Below are 24,767 nucleotides of genomic sequence, written 5' to 3' on the forward strand. Positions count from 1 at the left end.
ATTGGTGCAATGTTATTGGGTCATGGCAAAGGTCGAATGAACCGGATCAGTGGAGGCTATCGATGAACCAGTCCATCCAGCAGGAATTGCTTGGCATCATCAAGACCCTCGCGGCGGAGGTCCATCATGACGACTTTCTGACCACCGAACAGATCACCGAAAGATGGTTTGAGGAATTCCCTGAAAGCGATGTCGATGAAGTCGTCGAGGCGCTCTTGGCATTGGAAGATCAGGGAGCGATCAAATCCGTCCCGGATGATGAAGGCGGCGTCACCGGTTTTTTCGTTCTTCATCCCTGACGCAGCTATGGCGGACCGCTTTCGCTGATCCAATAATGATCAGCGGGACGACCCGCCCCGAAGATGGTCGCGCACCAGCATCAGGCCGATGACGTTGCCACCCGTCATCACATCGATCGGCCGCTTGCCTTCCAGAGATGCATTGGGCTTGCCCAGCCAATGGGCCGCGTGGTCGTTGTCACGGGTGCGCTGGCGCAAGGCGGCATGAATGCCGCTGACGAGGCCAATGCGATGCGGCAGATCGGCAGGAAAATTTCGCACCTGACCGGTGACCCAGTTCTTCAATTCATTCAGGTCCCGGGCGCCCAGGATTGCCAATATCTGCTGGTCCGTTATCGACCAGGTCTTGAGAACGGTGAGCGCCCCTGCCACGCCATGCCTGATTTCGTCCGAACTGAGCCCGATCTTGTTCGATATCGCCATGCCACGCCATCCGTCACCCTATAACCGGGGGCTGCCGGATAATAGCAGATACCGGTGACGCTTGGAGTGAAATCGACGGCGCAGCCAGGGATGGATCGGACGCATCATTGTCGCTATGCTGCCTCCCGGCTTTACAGCTGGGAACCCAGGATCATCCCCGTTCCGGGCGTCTATCTGCAGGAATGGCCGGATATATGACACAGAAATGGAGCATGAGATGTCGGGAAAGATTGCCGCCAAACTGGCCGAGCTGAAAATCGAGCTGCCGCAAGCTGCGGCACCTGTCGCCAATTATGTGCCGGTGGTGCTCACCGGGAATCAGGCTTTCGTCGCAGGCCAGGTCACGGTGTGGAATGGCGAGCGAAAGTTCATTGGCAAATTAGGCAAGGAATATACCGCCGACGAGGGCCAGCAGGCGGCCCGGCTGTGCGGCCTCAACATCCTGGCGCAGCTTCAGGCGGCACTCGGCGATCTCGACCGTGTGAAGCGCGTGGTCAAGCTGGGCGTTTTCGTCAACAGCATGGCCGAATTTTCCGAACAGCCCAAGGTCGCCAATGGCGTTTCGGACCTGATGGTCGAGGTGTTCGGTGATGCCGGCAAGCATGCCCGCTCGGCGGTTGGCGTCAATGTGCTACCGCTGAATGTCGCCGTCGAAGTGGATGCCATCGTCGAGTTCGCCTGAGCCACGGGTGCAACCGCTAGCTTTTCGGGGGCGGGTCAGTGATGGCCCGCCTTCTGCATTCGAGGACGTGACTTGATCCCTCGTCAGCCCCATATACTCTGACATCGGGAAAACGGAACAACTGGGCGATTTCGTTTTGCAAGCACGGATCATCGACTCTCTCAGCGAGATAACAGCCGAAGAATGGGATGCCTGCGCCGGATGGAATGGCGACGGCACGGGCACCAACCCTTTTGTCGCCCATGCCTTCCTGTCGGCGCTGGAGCGTTCCGGCTCGGTCGGCCGAAAAAGCGGGTGGTTGCCCCAGCATCTGCTGATCGAAGACGAAAGCGGCCGCCTGCAGGCCGCCTGCCCGCTTTACGTCAAAGGCCATTCTTACGGCGAATATGTCTTCGATCACGGCTGGGCCGATGCCTATGAGCGCGCCGGTGGCCGCTACTATCCCAAATTGCAGGTTGCGGTTCCCTTCACACCCGTCCCCGGCCCTCGGCTGCTGGTGCGGCCAGGACCAAACGGCGCCGCCATCCGGCAGGCATTGATCGAGACGCTGATCACCACCGTAAGGCGCAGCAAGATGTCGTCGCTCCATGTGACCTTCTGCACGGCCGAAGAGGCCGCAGCTTTCAGCGAGTCAGGTCTCTTGCATCGGCGGGGCGTGCAATATCACTGGCACAATCAAGGCTACGGAAGCTTCGACGATTTCCTCGCCGCGCTCAATTCACGCAAGCGCAAGGCGATTCGCAAGGAGCGCGCCGCCGTCGAAAATTATGGTCTCACCATCCGGCAATTGAGTGGCAATGAGATCGAAAAACGGCATTGGGATGCCTTCTTCGATTTCTACATGGATACCGGCAATCGCAAATGGGGCCAGCCTTATCTCACCCGGCGCTTCTTCGACCTGATCGGCGAGACGATGGACGAGCAGGTCGTGCTGATGCTGGCGGAGAAGAATGGACAGCCGGTTGCCGGCGCGCTGAACCTGCGCGGCGCCGATGCGCTTTACGGTCGGAACTGGGGCTGCCTCGCCGATTACCGCTTTCTCCATTTCGAGCTTTGCTATTACCAGGCGATCGATTACGCCATCGCTCATAAGCTTGCCCGCGTCGAAGCGGGCGCCCAGGGCGAGCATAAAATCCAGCGCGGATACTTGCCGGTGGAGACCCATAGCGCGCATTGGATCACCGACCCCAGCTTTCGCGATGCCGTTGCCGAATTCCTCAACCGTGAGAGCCGCGCCCTGGAATACGAAATGGCGGAACTTGCCGATTACGGCCCGTTCCGCCGATCCGAGAAGTAACCGCGCTTATTTGCGCTTATCGAGACCGGCCTTGGCGAAGGCCGCCGCCAAAGCGCCGCCCATGGCGGAGCCGGCATTGCCGCCCGCATTGCCATTGCTGCGGGCCGGCTGGGCGGTCATAAATTTCCGGTCGCGCTGGGCCAGCGGACGGTCGTTGCTGTTGGCGTTCTCGCGCTTGGCAGCGCCGGGCTGATCGCTCATCCGCATGGTCAGCGAGATACGCTTACGCTTCAGATCGACCTCCAGCACCTTCACCTTGACGACATCGCCGGACTTCACGACTTCGCGCGGATCCTTGACGAAGCGATCGGCCAGTGCCGAGACATGCACCAGCCCGTCCTGATGCACGCCGATATCGACGAAGGCGCCGAAATTGGTCACATTCGTCACCACACCCTCCAGCATCATGCCGGGCTGCAAATCGATCATTTCCTCGACGCCGTCCTTGAAGGTCGCCGTCTTGAATTCCGGTCGCGGATCGCGGCCGGGCTTTTCCAATTCCTTGATGATGTCGGTGACGGTTGGGACACCGAATTGCTCGTCGGTGAATTCTTCCGGTTTCAGGCTGCGCAGCACCTTGGTGTCGCCGATCAGGGCCTTCACCTCGCTCTTGGTGTAAGCGAGGATGCGCCGCACCACGGGATAGGCTTCCGGGTGAACCGAGGAACTATCCAGGGGGTCGTCACCATCGCCGATCCGCAGGAAGCCGGCGCATTGTTCGAAAGCCTTGGGCCCAAGCCGCGAAACCGAAAGCAGTTCCTGACGGGTCTTGAACGGACCGTTCTGATCGCGAAAGGCAACGACATTCTGGGCCAGGCTCTCACCGAGTCCGGAGACACGCGCCAGCAGCTTGGCCGAGGCGGTATTGACCTCGACGCCGACGGCATTCACGCAATCTTCGATGACGGCATCGAGCGCCCGTGCCAGGCGGAATTCGTTGACGTCATGCTGGTACTGCCCGACGCCGATCGATTTCGGATCGATCTTGACCAGCTCGGCCAGCGGGTCCTGCAGACGGCGCGCAATAGAGACCGCGCCGCGCAGCGACACATCGAGTTCCGGCAGTTCCTTCGAAGCATATTCCGATGCCGAATAGACCGACGCACCGGCTTCCGAAACGACGATCTTGGCCAGCTTCAATTCCGGATGGCGCTTCTGCAGATCAATCACCAGACGATCGGTCTCGCGACTTGCGGTGCCGTTGCCAATGGCAACCAGTTCGACCTTATGGCGATGGGCGAGCGCCGCGAGAACTGCAATCGATTGATCCCAGTCGCGGCGCGGCTCATGCGGATAAATCGTGGTGGTTTCCAGCACCTTGCCGGTGGCGGCGATGACCGCCACCTTGACGCCCGTGCGGATGCCGGGATCGAGTCCGAGGGTGGCACGGCCGCCGGCCGGTGCGGCCATCAAAATATCCTTGAGATTGGCAGCAAAAACCCGCACCGCCTCTTCTTCCGCCGCTTGGCGCAGCTTGGTCATCAGTTCGATTTCGATATGCAGCTTGGCCTTCACCCGCCAAGTCCAGCGCACCACATCCTGCAGCCAGGCATCGGCAGCGCGCTTCTGATCGCTGACGCCGAATTTCGCGGCAATCGTGGTTTCCGCCGTGTTGAGGGTCTTGCGATCCTCCGGCTCATCCATCACCAAAGCCAGCGTCAGGACTTCTTCCTTCTGACCGCGGAACAAAGCCAAAGCGCGATGCGAGGGAATCTTGGCGATCGGCTCGGCGGCATCGAAATAATCGGAGAATTTCGCGCCGGCATCGGCCTTGCCTTCGACCACCTTCGATACCAGGCGGGCATTCTCCCAGACGAAATCGCGCAAGCGACCAATCAGATCGGCATCCTCGGCGAAGCGCTCCATCAGGATCTGCATGGCGCCGTCCAGCGCCGCCTTGGTGTCGGCAACGCCCTTTTCGGCATCAATGAAAGCGGCAGCCTCGGTTTCCGGTGTTTTGGTCGGATCGCCGAGCAGCATATCGGCCAGCGGCTCGAGGCCGGCTTCACGCGCAATCTGCGCCTTTGTACGGCGCTTCGGCTTATAGGGGAGATAGAGATCTTCCAGCCGCGCTTTATTGTCAGCGAAGCGGATATCCTTTTCCAACTCCGGCGTCAGCTTGCCCTGTTCCTCGACGCTTTTCAGGATTGCGGTCCGGCGCTCTTCCAGCTCGCGCAGATAACGCAGGCGCTCATCCAGGGTACGAAGCTGGGTATCGTCCAGGCCGCCAGTCACTTCCTTACGATACCGGGCAATGAAGGGAACTGTCGCACCACCATCCAGCAGTTCCACGGCGGCTTTGACCTGCGCCTCGCGCGCATTCAATTCGGTGGCAATTCTGGCTTCGATCGATGGCAGGGACACGCTGTTACCTCATTGTCGTTCCGGCGGGTCCGACTCGCGAACGCGCCTTTTCAGGGCCGCTGTTCTAGCCTTTGACAGGCCCCGGCTCAAGCCCATGCAACCGTCCTGGCAAAGTTGTTATCGCCATATTTTCCAGGCTTTTACGCTGATTTTATTTGCCTGTTATCCGGTTCCCTATCTCACGGGCCATAAAGAAACGGCAGCCTATCGGCTGCCATTTCCTGCTCTATCTGACTTACCCCGGAAGACGGAGGTCTCAGGCCTCGACCGGCTCCACCGTTTCCTCGCGGCTCTGCCCCTTGCTTTCGACGATTTCGAAAACAAGCTTGTCGGCTTCCTTGTCGAGATCGATGCGAACCGTGCCGCCTTTTTCCAGGCGTCCGAACAGAATGTCGTCCGCCAGCGGCTTCTTGATATGCTCCTGGATCGTCCGGGAGAGCGGACGCGCGCCGTAAAGCGGATCGAAGCCCTTGGCCGCCAGCCAGCGCCGCGCGCCATCGGTCAATTCGATGCTGACATGGCGATCGGCAAGCTGCGCCTCCAACTGCATGACGAATTTGTCGACCACCTGGGCCACAATTTCCGCCGGCAGATTGGAGAAAGCGATGATCTGATCGAGGCGGTTGCGGAATTCCGGCGTGAACAGCCGGTTGATCGCTTCCGCATCCTCGCCTTCGCGCTTCTCCCGCGCGAAACCGATCGCGGCCTTCGACATTTCCGAGGCGCCGGCATTGGTGGTCATGATCAGGATGACATTCCGGAAATCCACCGACTTGCCATTGTGATCGGTCAGCTTGCCGTGGTCCATCACCTGCAAAAGGATATTGAACAGGTCAGGATGCGCCTTCTCGATTTCGTCAAGCAACAACACGGCATGGGGGTGCTGGTCGATGGCATCGGTCAGCAGACCACCCTGGTCGAAGCCGACATAGCCGGGAGGCGCACCGATCAGGCGCGATACCGTGTGACGTTCCATATATTCGGACATATCGAAGCGCACCAGCTCGATCCCCAGGCAGCGCGCCAATTGCTTCGCCACCTCGGTCTTGCCGACACCAGTCGGGCCGGAAAAGAGATAACAGCCGATCGGCTTTTCCGGCTCGCGCAGGCCGGCGCGTGACAGTTTGATCGCCGCGCAGAGCGCATCGATCGCCTTGTCCTGGCCGAAAACCATTGTCCGCAAGTCGCGCTGCAGGTTCTTGAGCGCCGCCTTGTCGTCCTTCGAAACGGTTTTTGGCGGGATCCGGGCAATCATCGCGACCACGGCTTCGACATCCTTCACCGTGATCGTCTTCTTGCGTTTCGATTCCGGCAGCAGCATCTGGGCTGCCCCAACCTCGTCGATAATGTCGATCGCCTTGTCCGGCAGTTTGCGGTCACCGATATAGCGCGCCGACAACTCCACCGCCGAACGGATCGCTTCGGTCGTATAGCGGATATTGTGATGCTTTTCGTAATAGGGCTTCAGGCCGCGCAGGATCTTCACGGCATCTTCCATCGACGGCTCGTTGACGTCGATCTTTTGGAAGCGCCGCACCAAAGCCCGGTCCTTTTCGAAATACTGGCGGTATTCCTTATAGGTCGTGGAACCCATGCAGCGAAGCGCGCCGGACTGCAAAGCGGGCTTCAGCAGATTGGAGGCATCCATCGATCCACCGGATGTAGCGCCAGCGCCGATTACGGTGTGGATCTCGTCGATGAAAAGGACCGCACCCTCGGTCGCCTCCAGCTCTTTCACCACGGCTTTCAACCGTTCTTCGAAATCGCCGCGATAGCGCGTGCCGGCCAGCAACGCGCCCATATCCAAGGCGAAGATCGTCGCATTCTTCAATACATCGGGTACATCGCCCTGCACGATCCGCCGTGCCAGACCTTCGGCGATCGCCGTCTTGCCGACACCGGGGTCACCAACATAGAGCGGATTGTTCTTGGTGCGGCGGCACAGCACCTGGATGGTGCGATTGACCTCGGCCTCGCGGCCGATCAACGGATCGATCTTGCCATCGCTCGCCTTGCGATTGAGGTTGACGCAATAAGCATCCAGCGCCTCGGCACCAGTCTTCACGCCGCCCTCGCCTGCCTCCTGTTCGCCACCGCTGCCGGTCCCGCGGACGCGCCGCGGCTCCGCACGTCCTGGCGTCTTCGCGATACCGTGGCTGATGTAATTGACTGCATCGAGCCGGGTCATTTCCTGTTCCTGCAGGAAATAGACGGCATGGCTCTCGCGTTCGGAGAACAGCGCCACCAGAAGGTTGGCGCCTGTCACTTCCTCGCGGCCGGATGACTGGACATGGATGGCCGCGCGCTGCAGCACGCGCTGGAAACCGGCGGTCGGCTTCGCTTCGTTGTTGTGCTTGCCGACGATATTGCCGAGCTGGTTGTCGATGTAATCCGTCAGATCGCTTTTCAGGCGCTCGATATCGACGTTGCAGGCGCGCATGACGGCGATGGCGTCCTGATCGTCGGCCAAGGCCAAAAGCAGATGTTCCAGCGTCGCAAAATCGTGACGCCGTTCATTTGCATAAGCCAGGGCGCGGTGCAGAGTCTGTTCGAGATTGGGCGACAACATCGGCCGATCTATCCTTTCTTAGCACCAGCCATATCGGCCACGACACCGGCTCGATACAGGTAGATGCCATGCTAAACCGACGGGACCAGTCCGCCGATCACTCTTTCTCCATCGTGCATTGCAGCGGATGCTGGTGCCGACGGGCGAAATCGATGACTTGCCCCACTTTCGTTTCCGCAACCTCATAGGTGTAGACGCCACAAACGCCGACACCACGATGATGCACGTGGAGCATGATCTCGGTCGCTGCCTCGCGGCTCTTGTTGAAGAACCGCTCAAGGACATGAACCACGAATTCCATTGGCGTGTAATCGTCGTTCAGAAGCAGCACGCGATACATCGCTGGCTTCTGGGTTTTCGGCCGTACCTTGACGACGGTGCCGGTTCCGGGCCCCTGCTGCCCGCCGTTATTGTCGTCGTCATTTTGTGCGTTGGTAATCGTCCAGTTCAGCATTGTCCGGGGAAGTCTCGTTCCTGATCAGGGTATAATATTGGATATCAAGGCTTCGTTAAAAGGGGTTCGGCGACCTGCTGCAAACCGGGCGACCGAATAGAGCAAGAAATGATCGCTTTGTCATATAGTCCCGCCCTTCGCAAAGAAAATACGACAGCGGCAGAGACCTGACCTGCAGAAATAGCGACCGCCAGCTGAGCAATTATGCCGTTTCCCCATCAAAAGGCGTTCAGCAGACCGCCCAAGCCATTCTCTCTGACGGTCAACTCGAAGGCACCGGTCGGCGCGCGACCACCGCCGGTCCGTCGGAAAGAGGCTCGCTCCGCCGGGCTGGTCACATGAGGAGGCCGGAAAGTCACGCCGGTTTTGTCGCGTTTCAACAGAAAATCCTGAAATTTGATCCCCGCAAAGCCCTGACGAGCCATAGATTGCGGCCGGTTGTTCCAGGCGTAATAGTGAAACACACCGCCCTCGCAACCTGCGGCGATCCAATAGAAGTCCTGCGAATGCAGTTTCAAGCCTTGCGGCGCCGGACCGCCATAGCCGCTTTGCCTCAAAAGCGCACGGAACTCCGCCACTTCCGCCGATGTCAGCGTGACCTGCGATTGCGTCCAGGTCCAGGGACCGAAGATATTGTTGGTCGACCAATTGACCAGATTGCCGGTATTGTTCATGGCGCGGACATTCATGACAGCCCCGCCATGCTTATCCACGAATATGTCGTAACTCCGTAATTGTGCATCGTATTGGCCGTTATAAACGAGCCGGATGCGGTCGGCGCTGCCGGCCGCACAACTTTCGCGGATATCATTACCGTCGAGATAGCTGAACCAGCTGAATTTGCGGACGATCGGATTATTCACGTCATATCGCTGTCCTTCGCGATAAGCACAACCGACAAGAAGCAACGAGATCAGGCATAAATTGCAAACCTTCGTGAACATCGTTCTCTACCTGACGGAAAAAACTGAATTATTTTGCCGTTAATCAAATCTAAATCACGATTGTGGTATAGACAAGATTCGTAGGGTTACATAGAATTCATGGAAATTTTGGCATTCTCAGGACAATTCTGTGTCCGCTCCATGGGGGATCTCCGATGATATCAGCGCGGCGAGCCGGTCGGTTGAAAAAGGGGCAGGGCTTATCCGCTATGCTGCAGCGCACAATGAAACGCGTCCATCATCCATTACTTGTTGGCGCGGCCCTCGTGCTGCTCACCTGCCTTACGCAGCGGGCGGAGGCGAAACCCGTTCAGTCGAATATCATCGTCGACGCCAAGACCGGCTCGGTCATCACTGAATCGAATGCGGATGCGGTCACACAACCCGCCTCGCTGACGAAGATGATGACGCTCTATCTCTTGTTCGAGAGATTGGAACAGGGGAAACTCAAGCTCAGCGACAACATCACCTTTTCATCTTATGCGGCCAGTCGTGCCGCGACCAATCTGAACGTGCAGGCCGGTGACAAGATCGGTGTGGAGACGGCGATCCTAGCGGTCGTCGTGCGCTCCGCCAATGATGTCGCCACAGCGATCGCCGAGACAATTGGCGGTACCGAAGAGAGTTTCGCCCGTCAGATGACGGTCAAAGCCCGCCAGTTGGGCATGAACAGCACCAACTTCCACAACGCGTCAGGGTTGCCCGATGCCGAGCAACGCACCACAGCGCGCGATATGGCGGTCCTGGGCGTCGCGCTGATGCGAGACTTCCCTCAATACTATCCTTATTTCTCGCGCTACACCTTTGCCTATCATGGCGTGAATTATACCGGACATAACCGTCTGCTGAAGAGCTTCAAGGGTGCTGATGGCATCAAGACCGGCTATGTCCGCGCATCGGGCTTCAACCTGGTGACCTCCGCCGAACGTGACGGGCGCCGCCTGGTGGGCGTCGTGCTTGGTGGCGACAGCGTCCCGACCCGCGACAAGAAGATGGCTTCGTTGATGCAGACCGCCTTCAACACGCATGGCGGAACCGGCGATATGTTGATCGCCAAGCTGCAGGGCGGCACCAATCGGAGCGGTACCAATAAGAGCATGTCCGATGCCGTGGCTGCTGCTTTGAGCGAGCCAACCACAGCGATGTCGAATACGCCGGAAACCGCGGAAGCAGAAACCATCGCGACGCCGATGCTCGCATCCGCTTCGGCGACGACAGCCGCGGATACTGTGAGCACGTCAACGACAGCATTAACGACAGGCGGCAGCGCGGATGAGCTGAAGCCCATCCTGAAGCCCGGCACCCAGCTGGCCTTGGCATCGGCGAGTGAGACCAAGGTCGCCTCGGCCAAGCGTAAGAAGCAGCTCACGGTCGATGACCAGACGACAGCCAATGTGTGGAAGTCGAGCACCGGTAATTACGGCATTCAGATCGGCGCCTATTCGCAGTTCAAGAGCGCTCAGCGCGCTGCCGGCAAGGCAACGAAATCGCTGCCCAACCTGCTGGCCGATGCCCGGGTCGTCATCGATCAGCAAAAGAGCAGCAGCAATACGCTGTATCGGGCACGCGTCTTCGGCCTGACCCGCAATGACGCCGAGAGCGCCTGCCGGAAACTGAGGGACTGCATGGTCCTGAAATCCGACAGCAATCTCGCCATGGATAGCAATTGAGCCGACCTGTTTCGCAGCAACACGGCTTCACTCCTGCCGCCGATGCGGAGCCTCGAGTGAAGCGCTGTTACTTGCTCCGGGCCGCCGGCTCCCGCCCCACCAACATCCGCCGAGTGGTGATCCATACCATCCGTTGAATGCGGCGGAGAGCAACCGCGTCACGGGCCAGTATCCGCAGCCAAATACCTGCATCGCGCGACAGCCGTGACGCCATGGCATAAGCACCCGGACAGTTTGCGAGAGTCGCTTGGAGCTCACTGAGCAGCGTGTCGGGCCCCATCCGGCCCGGTATAATGACCATTGAGCCCTGGGCGACGTACTGGCCGTTTGCCCCGGTCAGCCTTCCTTGCAGATCGCTGCCTGAAATGGCAAAGCGGTCCAGAGCCACCAAGCCTTTGCCGGTAATCGTTATCTTCGTCTCGCTGAACAGGTGATCGAATACCCTGCCCTGCTCGCTCGGATCATGACACAGGAAAGAATCGGACAGGATAGCGGTTGCCGTCGGGTCAAGTTCGACAGCCAATCGCGCTTTTACGCGAGCGCCGGGAAACAGGATCAGCGGATCCGGCAGGAATTCTAGAAAGCACCCCGCGGCTGCGCGTAATTCCGTCCGCTGTTCGGCACCGCTAACCGGCGTTTCGTGAACAATGGTCGAGGCCTGGGTGGTGACATGCAGGCCGCTATTCTCTTCCAACGAAACGGCTTGCTGAAGATCGTCGCCGTCGAAGATGCCGCCGGCACAGGATTGCAGATAAACCGTCGCCATGCCGTTCGGATCGCCGGCGAAATAAAACGGGCGGCAGATATGAAACGGATAACAGACGTCCTGCCGCCGCAGAAAGCTCTTTCCGGCCGGCGACAAGGCGGCTTCCAGCCGCGCATATCCGGTCCGACCAAAAACCGGCCGCGACAGTTCGGCTTGAGCCACCGGCTGTTGCTGCAAATGACCATCTTCCGGCATGGCGCCTCAGCGATCGAACAGAACGGTGGATGACAAGTGATCGATCACTTCATCGACGCCCGCGCCGGTGGCGCAATTGGTCAGCATCACCGGCTTGCCGCGACGCACCTCATTGGCCTCGGCGACCATGCGCGGCAAATCGACACGAACATGGGGTGCCAGATCGGTCTTGTTGATGATCAACAGATCCGATTGCAGGATGCCGAGCCCGCGCTTGCGCGGGATATCATCGCCACCGGCGACATCGATCACAAACATCCAGAAATCGACGAGATCCAAAGAAAAGGTCGATGCAAGATTGTCACCGCCGCTCTCGATCAAAACCAGTTCCAGATTAGTGAACTTGGCTTCCAGGTCATCGGCCGCCTGAATGTTCAGCGTCGGATCTTCGCGAATCGCTGTATGGGGGCAAGCGCCGGTTTCGACCGCCAGCACCCGTTCGGGCGCGATCAGTCCGCTGCGCCGGATCCGCTCCGCATCCTCCTTGGTCACCAGATCGTTGGTAACGACGGCAATGTTCCGGCCACGCGCGATAAGGCGAGGAATCATCTGCTCAAGCAAGGCCGTTTTTCCCGATCCGACCGGGCCACCGATACCGACCCGCGCGGCACCTGTCGATATCGCCTTAGGCTTCGCCAAAACACTATCCTGGATCATCGCATCATATACCGCTGGGAAAGCGGCACCCTCTTTGCTGGTTCGCAAGTTGCAAGCTTGCCATCGACGAAGACATCGAAATTCTGGGGGTTGACCGTAATGCTGGGGCAGGCGTCGTTATGCAGCATGTTGTGCTTGCCCAACTTTCTCGTTCCATGCACGGGAAGCAGTTGCTTTCGCAGGCCAAGCTTCCCCGCCAGATCGTTTTCCAAAGCGGCGTGACAGACGAAGCTGGCGCTCAGCGGTTGCGGGGCACGGCCGAAGGCGCCCCATTGCGGCCGCATCGCCACCGGCTCGCAGGTCATCAGCGACGCAGCACTGTCGCCCATGGCGGACCAGACGATGAATCCGCTTTTGATGACCAGTTCCGGCTTGATCCCGAAAAAGGCTGGCCGCCACAACACGATATCGGCCATCTTTCCCGCTTCCAGCGACCCGATATAGTCATCGATGCCGAAGGTGCGCGCGGCGTTGATCGTGTATTTGGCAATATAGCGCTTGATCCGCTCATTATCGCCGATACGGCTCTTCTCGCTGCCGAGGCGACCGAACTGATCCTTCATCTTGCTGGCAAGCTGCCAGGTCCGGCAGATCACCTCATTGATCCGCCCCATTCCCTGGCTGTCGGAACCCAGCATGGAAATCGCGCCCATATCATGCAGCACATCTTCGGCAGCGATGGTTTGCGCCCGGATGCGACTTTCAGCAAAAGCGACATCTTCCGGCACGGCAGGGTTCAGGTGATGGCACACCATGATCATATCGAGATGTTCGTCGAAAGTATTGACGGTGAACGGATTGGTGGGATTGGTCGAGGACGGCAGGCAATATTGCTCACCGGCGACACGAATGATGTCCGGCGCATGACCACCACCCGCACCTTCCGTATGATACATATGTATCGTCCGGCCCTTGATGGCAGCCAGCGTATCTTCCAGGAAGGCGCTTTCGTTTAGCGTGTCGGTATGCAGCTGCACCTGGAAATCATACTCATCCGCAACGGATAGACAGACATCGATGACCGAGGGCATGGCGCCCCAGTCTTCGTGGATCTTCATCCCCATCACGCCGCCGGCCAGCTGATCCAGCAGCGATTTCGGCTTCGAGCTGTTGCCCCTGCCGAGGAAGCCGAAATTGATCGGCCAGTTCTCCGCGGCCTGCAGCATCTTGCCGGCGTTCCAGGCCCCGCCGCAATCGATGCCGACGGTGATCGGACCCAGGGATCCGCCGATCATGGTCGTCAGGCCGGAAGAGATGGCATGTTCGCAGAGCTGCGCGCTGTCGAAATGCACATGCACATCGATCCCGCCCGGCGTGGCAATCAAGCCTTCGGCATCGCGCACCGTGGTCGCGGCGGCACAGATCAGTTTGTTATCGACACCGTCCATGGTGGCCGGATTGCCAGCCTTGCCGATGCCGACAATCTTACCTTCCTTGATGCCGATATCGCCTTTGACGATGCCGATAACGGGATCGATGATGACGGCATTACTGACCAGCATATCCAGCGAACCCATGGCGCTATCGACGCCGGCAGCGAGGCCAAGTCCGTCGCGCAAGGTCTTGCCGCCGCCATGCAAGCATTCGTCGCCATAGACGGCGTGGTCAAATTCCACCTCCGCCAACAAGGAGGTATCGCCGAGGCGAACGGCGTCTCCCGTGGTCGGTCCGTACATTGCTGCGTAGTCGCGCCGCGAAATCCGTGCCATGCCAATCAAGCCCCCCTGAAACCTGCAGCCCGCGCCCGCGCGATGGCGGCAGTTTTGTTCTCGTCGGACAAGGTTGACCCCTCGGTCAGGCCATTGAGACCGAGGATTTCTCCAGCACCGCCAAAGGCCACGAGGGCGACCTCCTTTTCCTCGCCCGGCTCAAAGCGAACCGCCGTCCCGGCGGGAATATCGAGATGCAGGCCGAAGGCCGCTGCACGATCGAAGTCGAGCGCACGATTGGCTTCGAAAAAATGGTAGTGGCTGCCGATTTGGATCGGCCGATCTCCGCTGTTCTTGGCAACCAGGGTTATCGACCGGCGTCCGGCATTCAGTTCAATGTCGCCGGGCGCAGCGATGATCTCGCCCGGGATAATCGCCTCATCGGCCGCCGTCACCGTTTGGCCGGGCCGGATCGGCTCATGCACGGTCACCAGCTTCGTTCCATCGGGGAAAGTGGCTTCGACCTGTAGCATCGGCATCATTTCAGCAACGCCCGGCATGACGTCATCGGTATTGAGAATGGTTGAGCCATAGCTGATCAGCTCCGAGACTGAACGGCCGTCGCGAGCTCCCTCCAGGATTTCATCTGCAATAATGGCGGTTGCTTCTGGATGGTTGAGCCGGCAGCCACGTTGGCGCCGTTTGCGCGCCAGTTCGGCCGCCGTGAAAATCGTCAACCTTTCAAATTCGGTCGGTGTAAGAAGCATGACGGTTTTCTTCGTTCCCCCTAATTGGCGAACAGCCGGTTGTCCTGGATCTCATGGCGCATCAAAGCGATTTCGCTCTGCGGAATATAGGCGTGGCTTTGATTCGCAGCCGGGACGTCGCCTTCGATCGCCACTGCAATAGTCGGCCGCATTCGTCCAATAATGAGCTGGCTGTCGATATGGCTGAGAATGCCGAGACGGATCGCAGCACTGACGATCGATTGGCAAAGAGCATTTGCCGATACGGCACTGGCGATCGGCAAAGGAAGTCCCATCTCGCCCCAGACCAGGCCTTGGACAATGGGCAAGTGGCCGAAAGCTTCACCGCATGTGATGAGCTCGCGATAGCGTTCCGCGGCGGCCGAGCCCAATCGCATATGAACGGACAGCAGTGCCGCACCGCAACGGGCGGAACCGGTGCGCAGCCGGGCCGCAAGGGACATCGCATCGAGAAGGTGATCCAGCTCGATCAGCCTAGCCTGATCATCATGTGCCGCCAACGCTGCCTGCAGCATCGGCAGGTCCGATGTCGCCCAGCGATGGGTGATTTGAGCACGCAGGTAGGATTCGACGCCCGCAGCATCACCGATCACGCCATCCGACACCAATGTCTCCAAGCCCCAGGAGAAAGCTGTCGCACCTCCCGGGAAGAAACTATCGGCATGCTGAAAGGCCGCCAATAATGTGTGCGTCTCGCTTATCACGCCGCCGCCTCGAGGATGCGGATTTGCCCAGCCGTGACCATGAAGTCGAGGCGATCAAGATAGCGTCGCTGGGGACCCTGCAGTTCGACCAGGAGAAGGCCCGATTCAAAGCGGACCGGCCAATGCATGTTCCCGGCAAAATAGCCAAGCTCCAATGCTGCTGCAGCGTCTTTAGGTTCTACACGCAACCATTCCCGTGCGAGCATGCGTACGACGATGGCCCGATTCTTTTCAGCAAGCAAAACCGCGCCATTCTGCAGATGCTGATTGCGCGGCAACGAAATCGCACAATCGGTCCCTTGATCCGTCGTCACCCTCAGTCGGTGGCGCCGGATGTCATCCCCACCCAGATCAATATATTCGACGACACCGTGATGACCGACATCATGTATGTGATCCGCCATTGCTGGCTCTGACAGCAACCCAAGGATCGTGTCCAGCCGCAGCGGCTCCGCATTAGTGGAAACAGGTTTCTCCGCCATCAGCATATGCGCCTCCTTTTCCACTCAGACCGCCATGTATCGATGTAACAGCGCGTCGGACAGATCAGCCGCTGCTCCGGCAGCCGCGATTTGTCCTTTTTCAATGAAGGCGAAGCGATGACAGGAGGTACGGGCAAATTGCACCTTCTGCTCGACCAGGATGATTGTCAGGCCGAATTCGCGATTGAGACGAACGATCGTCCGCTCGATCTCCTGCACCACATTCGGCTGAATGCCTTCGGTCGGCTCGTCCATCAGCACGACACTCGGCTCCGATGCCAGTGCGCGCGCGATGGCAAGCTGCTGCTGCTGACCGCCCGAGAGATTGGTGCCGCGCCGGTTGAGATGCTCCCGCAGGAAGGGGAACATCGACCAAATATGGTCGGGAATCGTCACCTTCCGATCGCGCCGGGCAAAGCAGCCCAGGCGGATATTCTCAAGCACGGAAAGTCCAGGAACGATCTCCCGCCCCTGCGGCACATAGGCGATGCCGAGTCGTGCCCGTTCATAGGTATCGAGGTCAGCAATTTCCCGTCCCTCGAACTGCACAGTCCCTTCAGTACGGACCTTAAGGCCGAGCAGGCTTTTCAGGAAAGTCGTTTTGCCGACGCCGTTTCGGCCCAGCAGGCAGAAAATCTCGCCCTGTCGGATTTGCAGATCGATGCCATGCAGAATATGGCTGCTGTCGTAATAGGCGTGCAGGTTCTTCACATCAAGCATGGCTCACCGTCGCCGATCCCAGATAGGCCTGGATGACATCCGCGTTCCGTTCGATCTCTTCGGCAGTGCCTTCTGCAAGAATGCGGCCCTGATGCAGCACGGTGATCTTCCGGCAGATCTGCCTGACGAAAGCCATGTCGTGTTCGATGACCAGGATTGTGTGATTGCCGGCTAGGGACCGGATGATATCCGCGGTCTTGTCGGTTTCTTCCGTCGTCATCCCGGCGGTGGGCTCGTCCAGCAACAAGATGGATGGGCTTTGTATGAGCAACATGCCGAGTTCCAGCCACTGCAACTGACCATGGGATAGTTCCGCGGCCGAGCGATGAAGAAGGCTACCAAGGCCGATTTGATCGATGACTTTTCCCTGCTGTTCTGCGGGGGATGAATCCGTTCGGCAAAAGAAATTGCGCGAGACGCCGAAGTGCTTGTTGCCTGCAACCTGCAGGTTCTCCCAGACCGACATCGACTTGAACACGGTCGGTGTCTGGAACTTGCGGCCGATGCCGGCCCGGGCGATCTGCGCCTCCCCGATGCCCGTGACATCTCGTCCGCGGAGGAGGATAGTACCGCTGGTTGGGCGAGTCTTGCCGCAAATGAGGTCCAAAAGCGTCGACTTGCCCGCGCCGTTGGCGCCGATAATGACACGCAGCTCCCCGGTCCCCACCTTCAGGTTCACACCATTGACCGCTGGAAACTCATCGAATTTCACGGTCAGGTCGGCGGTTTCAAGTGCCCAAGGCATGCCGGCTTGGCTCTCATCCCCGGTGCAAGAGATTTCCTGCATCAGCGAACCTCCGAAGCCTTCGTGCCCGGCGAAACCCGCTTGGCACCCGTCGCCCCGGCGGCACCGCCATTGCGTAGTTTCCGATCGAGCCAGCCATCGAAAACACCTGCGATGCCATTCGGCATTACCAGCACGACGCCGATGAAAAGCAAACCGAGGATGATGGGCCAGATGGGCTGGAAAATCGGGCTTTCGCTGGCGCCGGCGCCGATCACATTGACTAGCACCGCGCCGACACAGGCGCCCATCAGCGAGTGACGCCCGCCAACCGCCGCCCAGATCACCATGGAGACGCTGAAGCCGGTCGCCATCAAAGCAGGCGAGGCGAATTCCGCACACATCACGAAAAGCATACCGGCCAGACCAGCCAATCCCGCAGAGAGGCAAAAGGCCAGCATCTTATAATTCTCGACTTCGTAACCGAGGAATCGCAAGCGTGCTTCGTCTTCCTGGGTCGCCCGCAGGATCAATCCCATCTTGCCGCTGAGCAGATAGCGACCGCCGAAAAGCGCTGCCGCCAGCACGCCCGTAACAAGATAATACGTGCTGTTGCCATAAGGATCGAATTCAAAACTGCCGATCGTCAGTGGCGCCAAATCTGCTAGTCCGTTGAAGCCACCGGTCAAAGGCTGGTTATTGATGATGATCAGCTGGATGATGAGCGCCAAAGCCAGGGTGATGATCGACACATAGACACCGCCGGTGCGACGCTTGAACATCGCATAGCCAATAGCCAAGGCCATGATCATCGGGACGATGATTGAGGCCACGACGCCGACTGCCTGCCACCGGAAGGGAATCCACAGGAACGATCCCGGCGTAACGCAACAGAGCTCGCGCGGCGCGTTCGGCTCCATGTTCAGGAGCATCAATTGCGGCACCGGATTATTATCCGGGCTGGCCAGCGTCAACGACATCGCCATCATATAGGCGCCCATGCCGAAGAACGCACCTTGGCCGAGGTTTAAGATGCCGGCCCATCCCCAGGACAAGCAGATCGCGACAGCGCAGATGCCATAGACGAGATAGGTGGCGATGCGGTTGAGCCAGAAGGCATCGAGCATGAGCGGCAGCACGAGAAGAACGGCGATGAAGGCGAGATAGCATTGCAGCTGAATGCGGCTTTTGCGAAGGGCGACCAAATCCTGCCTGACCATACTCAGCGACTCCGGATGACGAACAAGCCTTGCGGCTTCCACAGAAGGACCGCGATGACCGTGGCGAAGACGGCGGTGCGGCCATAGACGTCGTTCAGAATCGAGGAAACATAACTCTGCAACTCACCGAGGATACCGGCCGAAGCGACAGTGCCGAACAGATGCCCGACGCCGCCAGCCACGACAACGAGGAAAGCATCGATGACATAGGGCGTACCCATATCGGGCGAAACCGTCTTGAAGCCGGACACCATGACACCGGCGATACCTGCAAGTCCGCTCCCATAGGCGAAAGCGAGACTGTTGATACGCTTCTCGTTGATGCCGCAGCAGGAAGCGATGCCGCGGGCAACCGATACGGCGCGCAGTTGGGCACCAAAATGCGTCCGGTAGACCAGCCACCAGGTGATGCAGCCGAGCAGGGCGGCGACGATGAAAACGAAAGCGCGGTAGACCGGGATATTGGCATCGCCCAGCGTCAGGGTCTGACGCAGCAATTCGGGCACCTGCACATTCTGAAGATCGGAACCCAAGCCGTCGATATGGATGCCGAAGAGCCCGAGTCCCGGATGAATGCGGATCAATTGTTGCAGGATCAGCGATACGCCCCAGGTCGCCAGAAGCGTATCCAGCAGCCGTCCATAAAGCCGCCTCACGATGACGACTTCCAAGGCATAACCGATCGCCGCCGTGACAAGAAAGGCAAGGGGAATGCACAGATAAAGATTGGCGCCGAGATGCTTGGTCGCCAGCACCGTGACATAGGCGCCGATCATCACCATTTCGCCATGGGCGAGATTGATGATTTTCATCGCCCCATAAATGATCGCCAGGCCCAGGGCAACCAGGAACAGAATTGATGCGATACTCAGACCGATGATGAAGGTTTCCACGGCTGCCTGCTCCGTCACTCATCAGCAAAACAAAGGTCTCGCCAGAGACAAGCCATTATCGTCTGTCGACCGCTCTGGCGAGACGAGGTGGCCCGAGAGGGGGGCCTCGTCGGCTTACAGCATTGCGCCTTTCGTCGTGCAGAGCCGCTTTTCCGCCGTCTCGCCCTGGCTGGAATAGGGCAAGGGCACCAGAGGCTCGCTGTATTGATCGACGATCTTCAGCTGCCCATCAGATTGCGTCTGACCGATCCGCGGCGTCAGATAAGTATGCAGATTCTCCGGATCGATCTTGACCTTGCCCTGAGGTGCAGCGAATTCGATGCCCCCGGCATTGGCGACCACCGCATCCGGTGCGACATCCTTGGCCTTTTCCGCCGCCATGGCCCAGATATTCACGCCGATATAGACGGCTTCCATGGCCGCATGCGTGACGGAATCCGCGCCGGCATAAGACTTGAAGTCGGCGACGAACTTCTTGTTTTCGGGACTATCCACCGATTGGAAATATGGCAAGGAGACATAGCTGCCGAGCGCATATTCCGGGCCCATCGCCTTGATTTCAACTTCCGTGGTTGTCGACGAGCAAAGTGGCAGCTTTTCGAAATCATATCCCTGATTTCGGAATTCGCGATAAAAGGCGACGATGGAATCACCGACGACATTGGAGAAGATCGCATCGGCACCGCTCTTGCCGATTTTTGAAACCATTGCGGCCCATTCCGAGTGCCCCAACGGCAGATATTCATCGCCGACGACTTCGGCGCCCAGTTTTTGGCAGATGATCTTCGTTGTCTTGGCCATGCCGCGCGGAAAGGCATAATCCGAGCCGACGATGAACAGTTTCTTCTTTCCCAGTTCACTGACCAGATAGGGAATGGAGTTTTCCAATTGCTGGTTGGGAACGGCCGAACCGGCATAAAGGATGTGCTTCGAGCATTCCTCCCCTTCGTACCAGGTCGGCCAGACCAGCAGGTTCTTCCGCCGTTCGACGACAGGCAACACCGCTTTGCGGCTGGCTGTTGTATAGCAGCCGAAAATCACCCGGACCTTGTCATCGATGATCAGCTTGCGGGCTTTTTCGCCATAGGTGCGTGGATCTGAATTGGGATCCTCAACGATCGGCTTCAGCTTCTTGCCGAGCACGCCCCCCTTGGCATTGAGCTGTTCGATCGCCATCAAGGCACATTGGTTCATCGATTTCTCGACGATCGCCGTCGTGCCGGACAGCGAATACATGATGCCGACAGGAATTTCGTCTGCGGCCCAGGCACGGGAACTCAGCGTGCGAAACACCAATGGTGCTTGAATGACTGCAGCAGATATCGCTGCTCCTTTGAGCAGATTACGTCTTGAGAGAGACATCGCCCTTCCCCTGTTAGGTTCGGTTGCGTTTCCTAAAGCCCAGTCCGGCACTAGCCGGTTCGATTTTATTTTTTTGATGGCAGCCAACTGCACCGCTGCCTTCGGAACACAAAAAAAGCCCCGCGAGGTAAATACCTCTCGGAGCTCCGTTGCTGTCTCTTGCCGGGCACCGTTGCCCAGCTATACTCAGATGCTACTCGCCTGATCAGCCTCGATCAGTCGACCGCATTAGAACGCGATCACCCGATGTCGTCAAGACAATCCTGACTTTTTCAGCAGATTGCCGGCACTGATCAGGCTCATGGCAATATCTTCCGTCGTCACACGGTTCGCCATGGCCTGGCTGCGTAGACGACGATAAGCCTCCTCCTCACTGATTCCGTGCTGGTTCATCAGCACCGCTTTCGCCTGACTGATCAGCTTTACCGATTTCAACTTTCGTTCAAGCTTTTCAATGGCCTGATGATGTTCGATGTGATGCAATTTCGACTGTCGCGCAACGACGAGATTGGCGAGCACACCATAAGGCTGAATCGGCTTGCCGATCACCGCATTCGGCGACATTTCCAGCACCGTCTGCAATGTCGTCGGATCTTCATAGTCGACAATGATGATCAGAGCGGGACCGCGCTCGTGCTGTTCCGCCCAGGCGCTTTTGTATTGCGCCACCATCTCCTGCTTGATCATTAGAAAGATCACATCCGGCCAAAGCGGCGGCACCTCGGCCGGGGGCCATTCCACATCCACTCGACAGCCGATCCGATGCAAATGCCGCACCAGTGTTTGGCAATCGGTGTCTTCCGGATGGTTGACGAGAACCTGCAACAAGCGCAGATCGCGAAGCAGCGTCGGGGTCATTGGCACGCCCTAGCTGACGACTTCGGCGAGCAAATGCCGGCCGTCATCGTCGCGATCCCGCGGGAAAACCAGGTAGGGATCGGGCTTCACGGGCGCCACGCAGTCTTGAACAATATTGAGTTCGCCCGCTGCGCCGATTTCAGCGATCCGCGGCCAGAGATAGGTATGGTTGTTCTCCGGATCCACCCAGACTTCACCTTCCGGCGCACCGAAACGTCGGTTATGCAGCGCACGCACCACCGCATGGGTGTCATCCGTGCCAATCTCCGCAATGGCCTGGGCCACCAGATGTACCTGAAAGTAAGCTGCTTCCGTGCAACTGGTGATGCCTGCCTTGCCGAAGCGCGCAATATATTCGCGCTTGAAACGATTATTCGTTTCACTATCGATCGGGCTTAGGTAAGGCATTGAAATCAGGTGGCCCGAGGCCACGGAAGGACCCATAACGGCGATCTCCGCTTCGCTGGTATTGAGGCTGCCCACAGGAATATGCCTTCGGCCCGCCCTCACTTTTGCCAAGCCGCGATAGAAGGGGATGGTGGAATCGCCGACAATCGTCGAAAAGATCGCATCCGGCTCCAGGGCAACCAGCCTGTCGATCACCGGTTCCACCGCCGCCGCATCGGCTTCCAGCGGCAGATAGTCTTCAGACAGGACGGACCCACCAAGTGCTTGAATCGTTTCTTTAAAGATACGATTGGCTTCGCGGGGAAACAGATAGTCCGATCCGACGAGACAGAACGTCTCGCCGCAATGTTCCATCATATATTTGGCCATGGGGATATTGTTCTGGTTCGGCGCCGCCCCCGAGTAGATCACGTTGTCGGAAAACTCGAAGCCCTCATACATCGTCGGATAACAAAGCAGGGCTCCGTATTCGCGGATGATCGGCAGAACCGCCTTCCGCTGGCTCGACATATAGCAGCCGAAAATGATGTTCACATTGTTATCCGCGAGCATGCGCCGCGCATAGGTTGCGAAATTGGCGGGGATTGAACCCGGATCGTAGATGATCGGCCGTATTGGCCGACCCGCGATACCGCCTTTGGCATTGATTTCCTCAATTGCCAATAGCGCTCCGTTGAGCTGGGTCTGTTCAGTGATGGCGGCCACACCGGTCTGCGACGCGAGGACACCAAAGTTCCAATAAGCGCGGTCAAGTCCCATCAGCCAGGCCTCGGACAGTGATAGCTGGTTGACGATCATCCGCCGTTGACAGACGCTGTCAAGACGTCGCGTTCAAACCGCCGTCGCCGCTCGGCACTTAGCGCCCAAGGCCTAGGGCACGACTAATCGACCCGCTCCTCTGCACTACCATGCCATGGCATAGCATTCGCGCCGCGGATCAGCGCCCGCCGACCGATAGTTCGTCGCCGCTTCGACCGTAATCCCGCAGACGCCGCCGGCACGCCAATGCAGGGCCGGCCAGATGCCAATGCGATGGCCGCGGCTTGATAGCGCGTCCGCTGTATGATGCAAGGCATGCTCCAGCCGCAGCATGCCGGGCTCGCTGTGATGCGGATAGAATGAACTTGGGAAGCTCGAGGTAAAGAAGCGCGGCGTCTCGATAGCCTGCTGGGCATCCATGCCAAAGGTCGTCACATTGAGGAAGAACTGCAGCATGGCCTGACACTGGACATCGCCACCCGGTGTGCCGAAGACCATTGCCAGCTTGCCGTCCTTCAAAGCGAGCGCAGGATTGGGCGTCAATCGCGGGCGACGCCAAGGTGCGATCGTGCTGGGATGGTCGGCTTGCACCCGCGATTGTGTACCGCGATCCGACGCCGCAAAACCCAGTCCCGGAATCACCGGCGTCGTCGAATAGCCGTCGCTGGGCGTTGCGGAGAAACCGTTTCCGTCCTTGTCGATGACGCAAAGATAGGTGGTATCTCGGGCCCGGTCTTCCGAAGGCCGCTCCTTCGCCTTGCTGGCATGGGGCGACAAGCGCGCAATATGGCCGGGCGGCGGCATGTCTGGAAAAGCGCGATCCATGGAAACGGCGCGCCGCCGTTCCTGCGCGTAGCTTTTCGACAACAGCACGTCCATGGGCACGTCGACGAATTCAGGATCGCCGAAATACGCCTCGCGATCGGCAAAGCCAAGCTTCATCACCTCAGTCACCAGGTGGATGTAGTCGGGTGAATTGCAGCCGAGCCGCCGCAAATCATCGTTTTCCAGCATATTCAGGAATTCGAGCAGGACCGGACCCTGGCACCAGGCACCACAGCTATAGACCTGATAGGCGCCGAAAGTGGTCGAGGGCGCATCTTCGATGCCGACATGGAAATCGCGCATATCCTCGGCTGAAAGCCATCCGCCTTCGCGCTCATAGAAGGACAAAATATCCTGCGCGATCTCGCCTTCATAAAAGCATTTCCGCACTGCTTCCAAGCCGGCGATACGGCTGCCGCCGGCGGCTTTCTCGGCGGCAATCAGACGTGCGATCGTCCGGGCGAGATCCGGTTGGCGGAAAACCTCTCCAACCATTGGCGGCCGACCTTTTGGCATGAAAACCTCGGCATTGGTTGGCCAATGCGAAAATTCCGTCGGCTCATCGGAAATCGTCTGGCAGAGCAAGGCATGCGCGGGAAATCCGCGCTCCGCCAGGTCGTAAGCCGCCTGCGCCGTCTCGCCGAAGGTCTTGGTGCCGTATTTGGCCAAAGCCGTCACCCAGGCGTCGATCGATGCCGGCACCACCGTACGCAAGACGCCGAGCGGCAACTCCCCATTTGTCTCGCGGCGGAAATAGTCGGCATCGGTGCGCTTCGGCCAGCGTCCGAGACCGCTGATCGAGATGACTTTCTTTTCTTTGGCAAGATAAAGAATAATCGGTGCAACGCCGGTGAAGCCCACGATATCCGGCTGCAACACGCCCAAGGCCATGCCGGCGGCGACACCGGCATCGACCGCATTGCCGCCACTGTCGAGAATGCGCATGGCGGCCAGGGTTGCGAGCGGATGGCCCGTCGAGGCGGCGACATCGCGGCCCACGATCGGCGGGCGATAGCTTTTACGGCCCGTTGCCTGCGTGCCCGGCAGTGTCTCCAGATCATGTATCATCTGATTAT

The 24,767-nt window shown here is 58.8% G+C and carries 23 protein-coding genes; 4 read left to right on the plus strand and 19 right to left on the minus strand.

The genetic code is table 11. The annotated features are described in order from the left end of the window. Positions 1-62 precede the first annotated feature (62 nt). Positions 63-299, plus strand: a complete 237-nt coding sequence (locus SMD27_RS12845; RefSeq protein ID WP_320508801.1) for a hypothetical protein — start codon at positions 63-65, stop codon at positions 297-299. Between the two features lie 39 nt (positions 300-338). Here SMD27_RS12845 and SMD27_RS12850 read toward each other — a convergent pair whose 3' ends face one another. Continuing rightward, entirely contained in the window at positions 339-722 is a 384-nt protein-coding gene (locus SMD27_RS12850) for an MbcA/ParS/Xre antitoxin family protein (RefSeq protein ID WP_320508802.1), read from the minus strand. A 217-nt stretch (positions 723-939) separates the two neighbouring features. On the opposite strand from SMD27_RS12850, the gene SMD27_RS12855 reads away from it, so the two are divergent. Then, positions 940-1,404 carry a RidA family protein gene (locus SMD27_RS12855; RefSeq protein ID WP_320508803.1) on the plus strand — a complete coding sequence of 155 codons (465 nt, stop codon included), beginning with the start codon at positions 940-942 and terminating at the stop codon, positions 1,402-1,404. 136 nt (positions 1,405-1,540) lie between these two features. Continuing rightward, positions 1,541-2,701, plus strand: coding sequence for a GNAT family N-acetyltransferase (locus tag SMD27_RS12860; RefSeq protein WP_320508804.1), 1,161 nt, complete (start codon positions 1,541-1,543; stop codon positions 2,699-2,701). Between the two features lie 6 nt (positions 2,702-2,707). Here SMD27_RS12860 and SMD27_RS12865 read toward each other — a convergent pair whose 3' ends face one another. The 4 genes from SMD27_RS12865 to SMD27_RS12880 form a co-directional block, all read right to left on the minus strand. Continuing rightward, positions 2,708-5,059: a Tex family protein gene (locus SMD27_RS12865; RefSeq protein WP_320509176.1), complete on the minus strand. Its 2,352-nt coding sequence runs from the start codon at positions 5,057-5,059 to the stop codon at positions 2,708-2,710. 262 nt (positions 5,060-5,321) lie between these two features. Further along, on the minus strand, positions 5,322-7,634 hold the full coding sequence (clpA, locus tag SMD27_RS12870; protein WP_320508805.1) for an ATP-dependent Clp protease ATP-binding subunit ClpA: 2,313 nt from the start codon (positions 7,632-7,634) through the stop codon (positions 5,322-5,324). 97 nt (positions 7,635-7,731) lie between these two features. After that, positions 7,732-8,088: an ATP-dependent Clp protease adapter ClpS gene (gene clpS / locus SMD27_RS12875; RefSeq protein ID WP_320508806.1), complete on the minus strand. Its 357-nt coding sequence runs from the start codon at positions 8,086-8,088 to the stop codon at positions 7,732-7,734. A gap of 218 nt (positions 8,089-8,306) precedes the next feature. Further along, on the minus strand, positions 8,307-9,032 hold the full coding sequence (locus tag SMD27_RS12880) for a hypothetical protein (RefSeq protein ID WP_320508807.1): 726 nt from the start codon (positions 9,030-9,032) through the stop codon (positions 8,307-8,309). A 224-nt stretch (positions 9,033-9,256) separates the two neighbouring features. Between SMD27_RS12880 and SMD27_RS12885 the strand changes: the two genes are divergently transcribed. Then, positions 9,257-10,702 (plus strand): D-alanyl-D-alanine carboxypeptidase, encoded by a 1,446-nt coding sequence (locus tag SMD27_RS12885; RefSeq protein WP_320508808.1) that lies wholly within the window; start codon positions 9,257-9,259, stop codon positions 10,700-10,702. Between the two features lie 67 nt (positions 10,703-10,769). Here the strand turns inward: SMD27_RS12885 and SMD27_RS12890 are convergent, their stop codons facing one another. The 14 genes from SMD27_RS12890 to SMD27_RS12955 all read right to left on the minus strand — a co-directional run bounded on the left by SMD27_RS12890 (position 10,770) and on the right by SMD27_RS12955 (position 24,759). Next, positions 10,770-11,663, minus strand: a complete 894-nt coding sequence (locus tag SMD27_RS12890) for an urease accessory protein UreD (RefSeq protein ID WP_320508809.1) — start codon at positions 11,661-11,663, stop codon at positions 10,770-10,772. Positions 11,664-11,669: 6 nt separating this feature from the next. Continuing rightward, positions 11,670-12,302 carry an urease accessory protein UreG gene (ureG, locus tag SMD27_RS12895; protein ID WP_320508810.1) on the minus strand — a complete coding sequence of 211 codons (633 nt, stop codon included), beginning with the start codon at positions 12,300-12,302 and terminating at the stop codon, positions 11,670-11,672. Positions 12,303-12,316: 14 nt separating this feature from the next. Further along, the gene (ureC, locus tag SMD27_RS12900; protein ID WP_320508811.1) at positions 12,317-14,029 is read right to left on the minus strand and encodes an urease subunit alpha; all 1,713 of its coding nucleotides are present in this window, start codon (positions 14,027-14,029) and stop codon (positions 12,317-12,319) included. A gap of 5 nt (positions 14,030-14,034) precedes the next feature. Next, positions 14,035-14,736 carry an urease subunit gamma gene (locus SMD27_RS12905; RefSeq protein WP_320508812.1) on the minus strand — a complete coding sequence of 234 codons (702 nt, stop codon included), beginning with the start codon at positions 14,734-14,736 and terminating at the stop codon, positions 14,035-14,037. Between the two features lie 20 nt (positions 14,737-14,756). Then, entirely contained in the window at positions 14,757-15,440 is a 684-nt protein-coding gene (locus SMD27_RS12910) for an urease accessory protein UreF (RefSeq protein ID WP_320508813.1), read from the minus strand. Then, positions 15,437-15,946, minus strand: coding sequence for an urease accessory protein UreE (gene ureE / locus SMD27_RS12915; RefSeq protein ID WP_320508814.1), 510 nt, complete (start codon positions 15,944-15,946; stop codon positions 15,437-15,439). The genes SMD27_RS12910 and ureE overlap by 4 nt, the downstream gene beginning before the upstream one ends. Next, positions 15,947-16,642, minus strand: a complete 696-nt coding sequence (gene urtE, locus SMD27_RS12920; RefSeq protein ID WP_320508815.1) for an urea ABC transporter ATP-binding subunit UrtE — start codon at positions 16,640-16,642, stop codon at positions 15,947-15,949. After that, positions 16,635-17,429 carry an urea ABC transporter ATP-binding protein UrtD gene (urtD, locus tag SMD27_RS12925; protein WP_320508816.1) on the minus strand — a complete coding sequence of 265 codons (795 nt, stop codon included), beginning with the start codon at positions 17,427-17,429 and terminating at the stop codon, positions 16,635-16,637. Before urtD ends, urtE begins: the two co-directional genes overlap by 8 nt. Then, positions 17,429-18,586 carry an urea ABC transporter permease subunit UrtC gene (gene urtC / locus SMD27_RS12930; protein ID WP_320508817.1) on the minus strand — a complete coding sequence of 386 codons (1,158 nt, stop codon included), beginning with the start codon at positions 18,584-18,586 and terminating at the stop codon, positions 17,429-17,431. The genes urtD and urtC overlap by 1 nt, the downstream gene beginning before the upstream one ends. A gap of 2 nt (positions 18,587-18,588) precedes the next feature. Continuing rightward, a complete protein-coding gene (gene urtB / locus SMD27_RS12935) occupies positions 18,589-19,479 on the minus strand; it encodes an urea ABC transporter permease subunit UrtB (RefSeq protein ID WP_320508818.1) in 891 nt (296 codons plus the stop codon). A 114-nt stretch (positions 19,480-19,593) separates the two neighbouring features. After that, on the minus strand, positions 19,594-20,841 hold the full coding sequence (locus SMD27_RS12940; RefSeq protein WP_320508819.1) for a transporter substrate-binding domain-containing protein: 1,248 nt from the start codon (positions 20,839-20,841) through the stop codon (positions 19,594-19,596). Between the two features lie 252 nt (positions 20,842-21,093). Next, positions 21,094-21,699 (minus strand): ANTAR domain-containing response regulator, encoded by a 606-nt coding sequence (locus SMD27_RS12945; RefSeq protein ID WP_320508820.1) that lies wholly within the window; start codon positions 21,697-21,699, stop codon positions 21,094-21,096. 9 nt (positions 21,700-21,708) lie between these two features. Beyond that, a complete protein-coding gene (locus SMD27_RS12950; RefSeq protein ID WP_320508821.1) occupies positions 21,709-22,905 on the minus strand; it encodes a transporter substrate-binding domain-containing protein in 1,197 nt (398 codons plus the stop codon). A gap of 105 nt (positions 22,906-23,010) precedes the next feature. Further along, a complete protein-coding gene (locus tag SMD27_RS12955) occupies positions 23,011-24,759 on the minus strand; it encodes a gamma-glutamyltransferase family protein (protein ID WP_320508822.1) in 1,749 nt (582 codons plus the stop codon). Positions 24,760-24,767: the final 8 nt, after the last annotated feature.

Origin of the sequence: Dongia soli, assembly GCF_034044715.1 — a bacterium.
Taxonomy (GTDB): Bacteria; Pseudomonadota; Alphaproteobacteria; order Dongiales; family Dongiaceae; genus Dongia_B; species Dongia_B soli.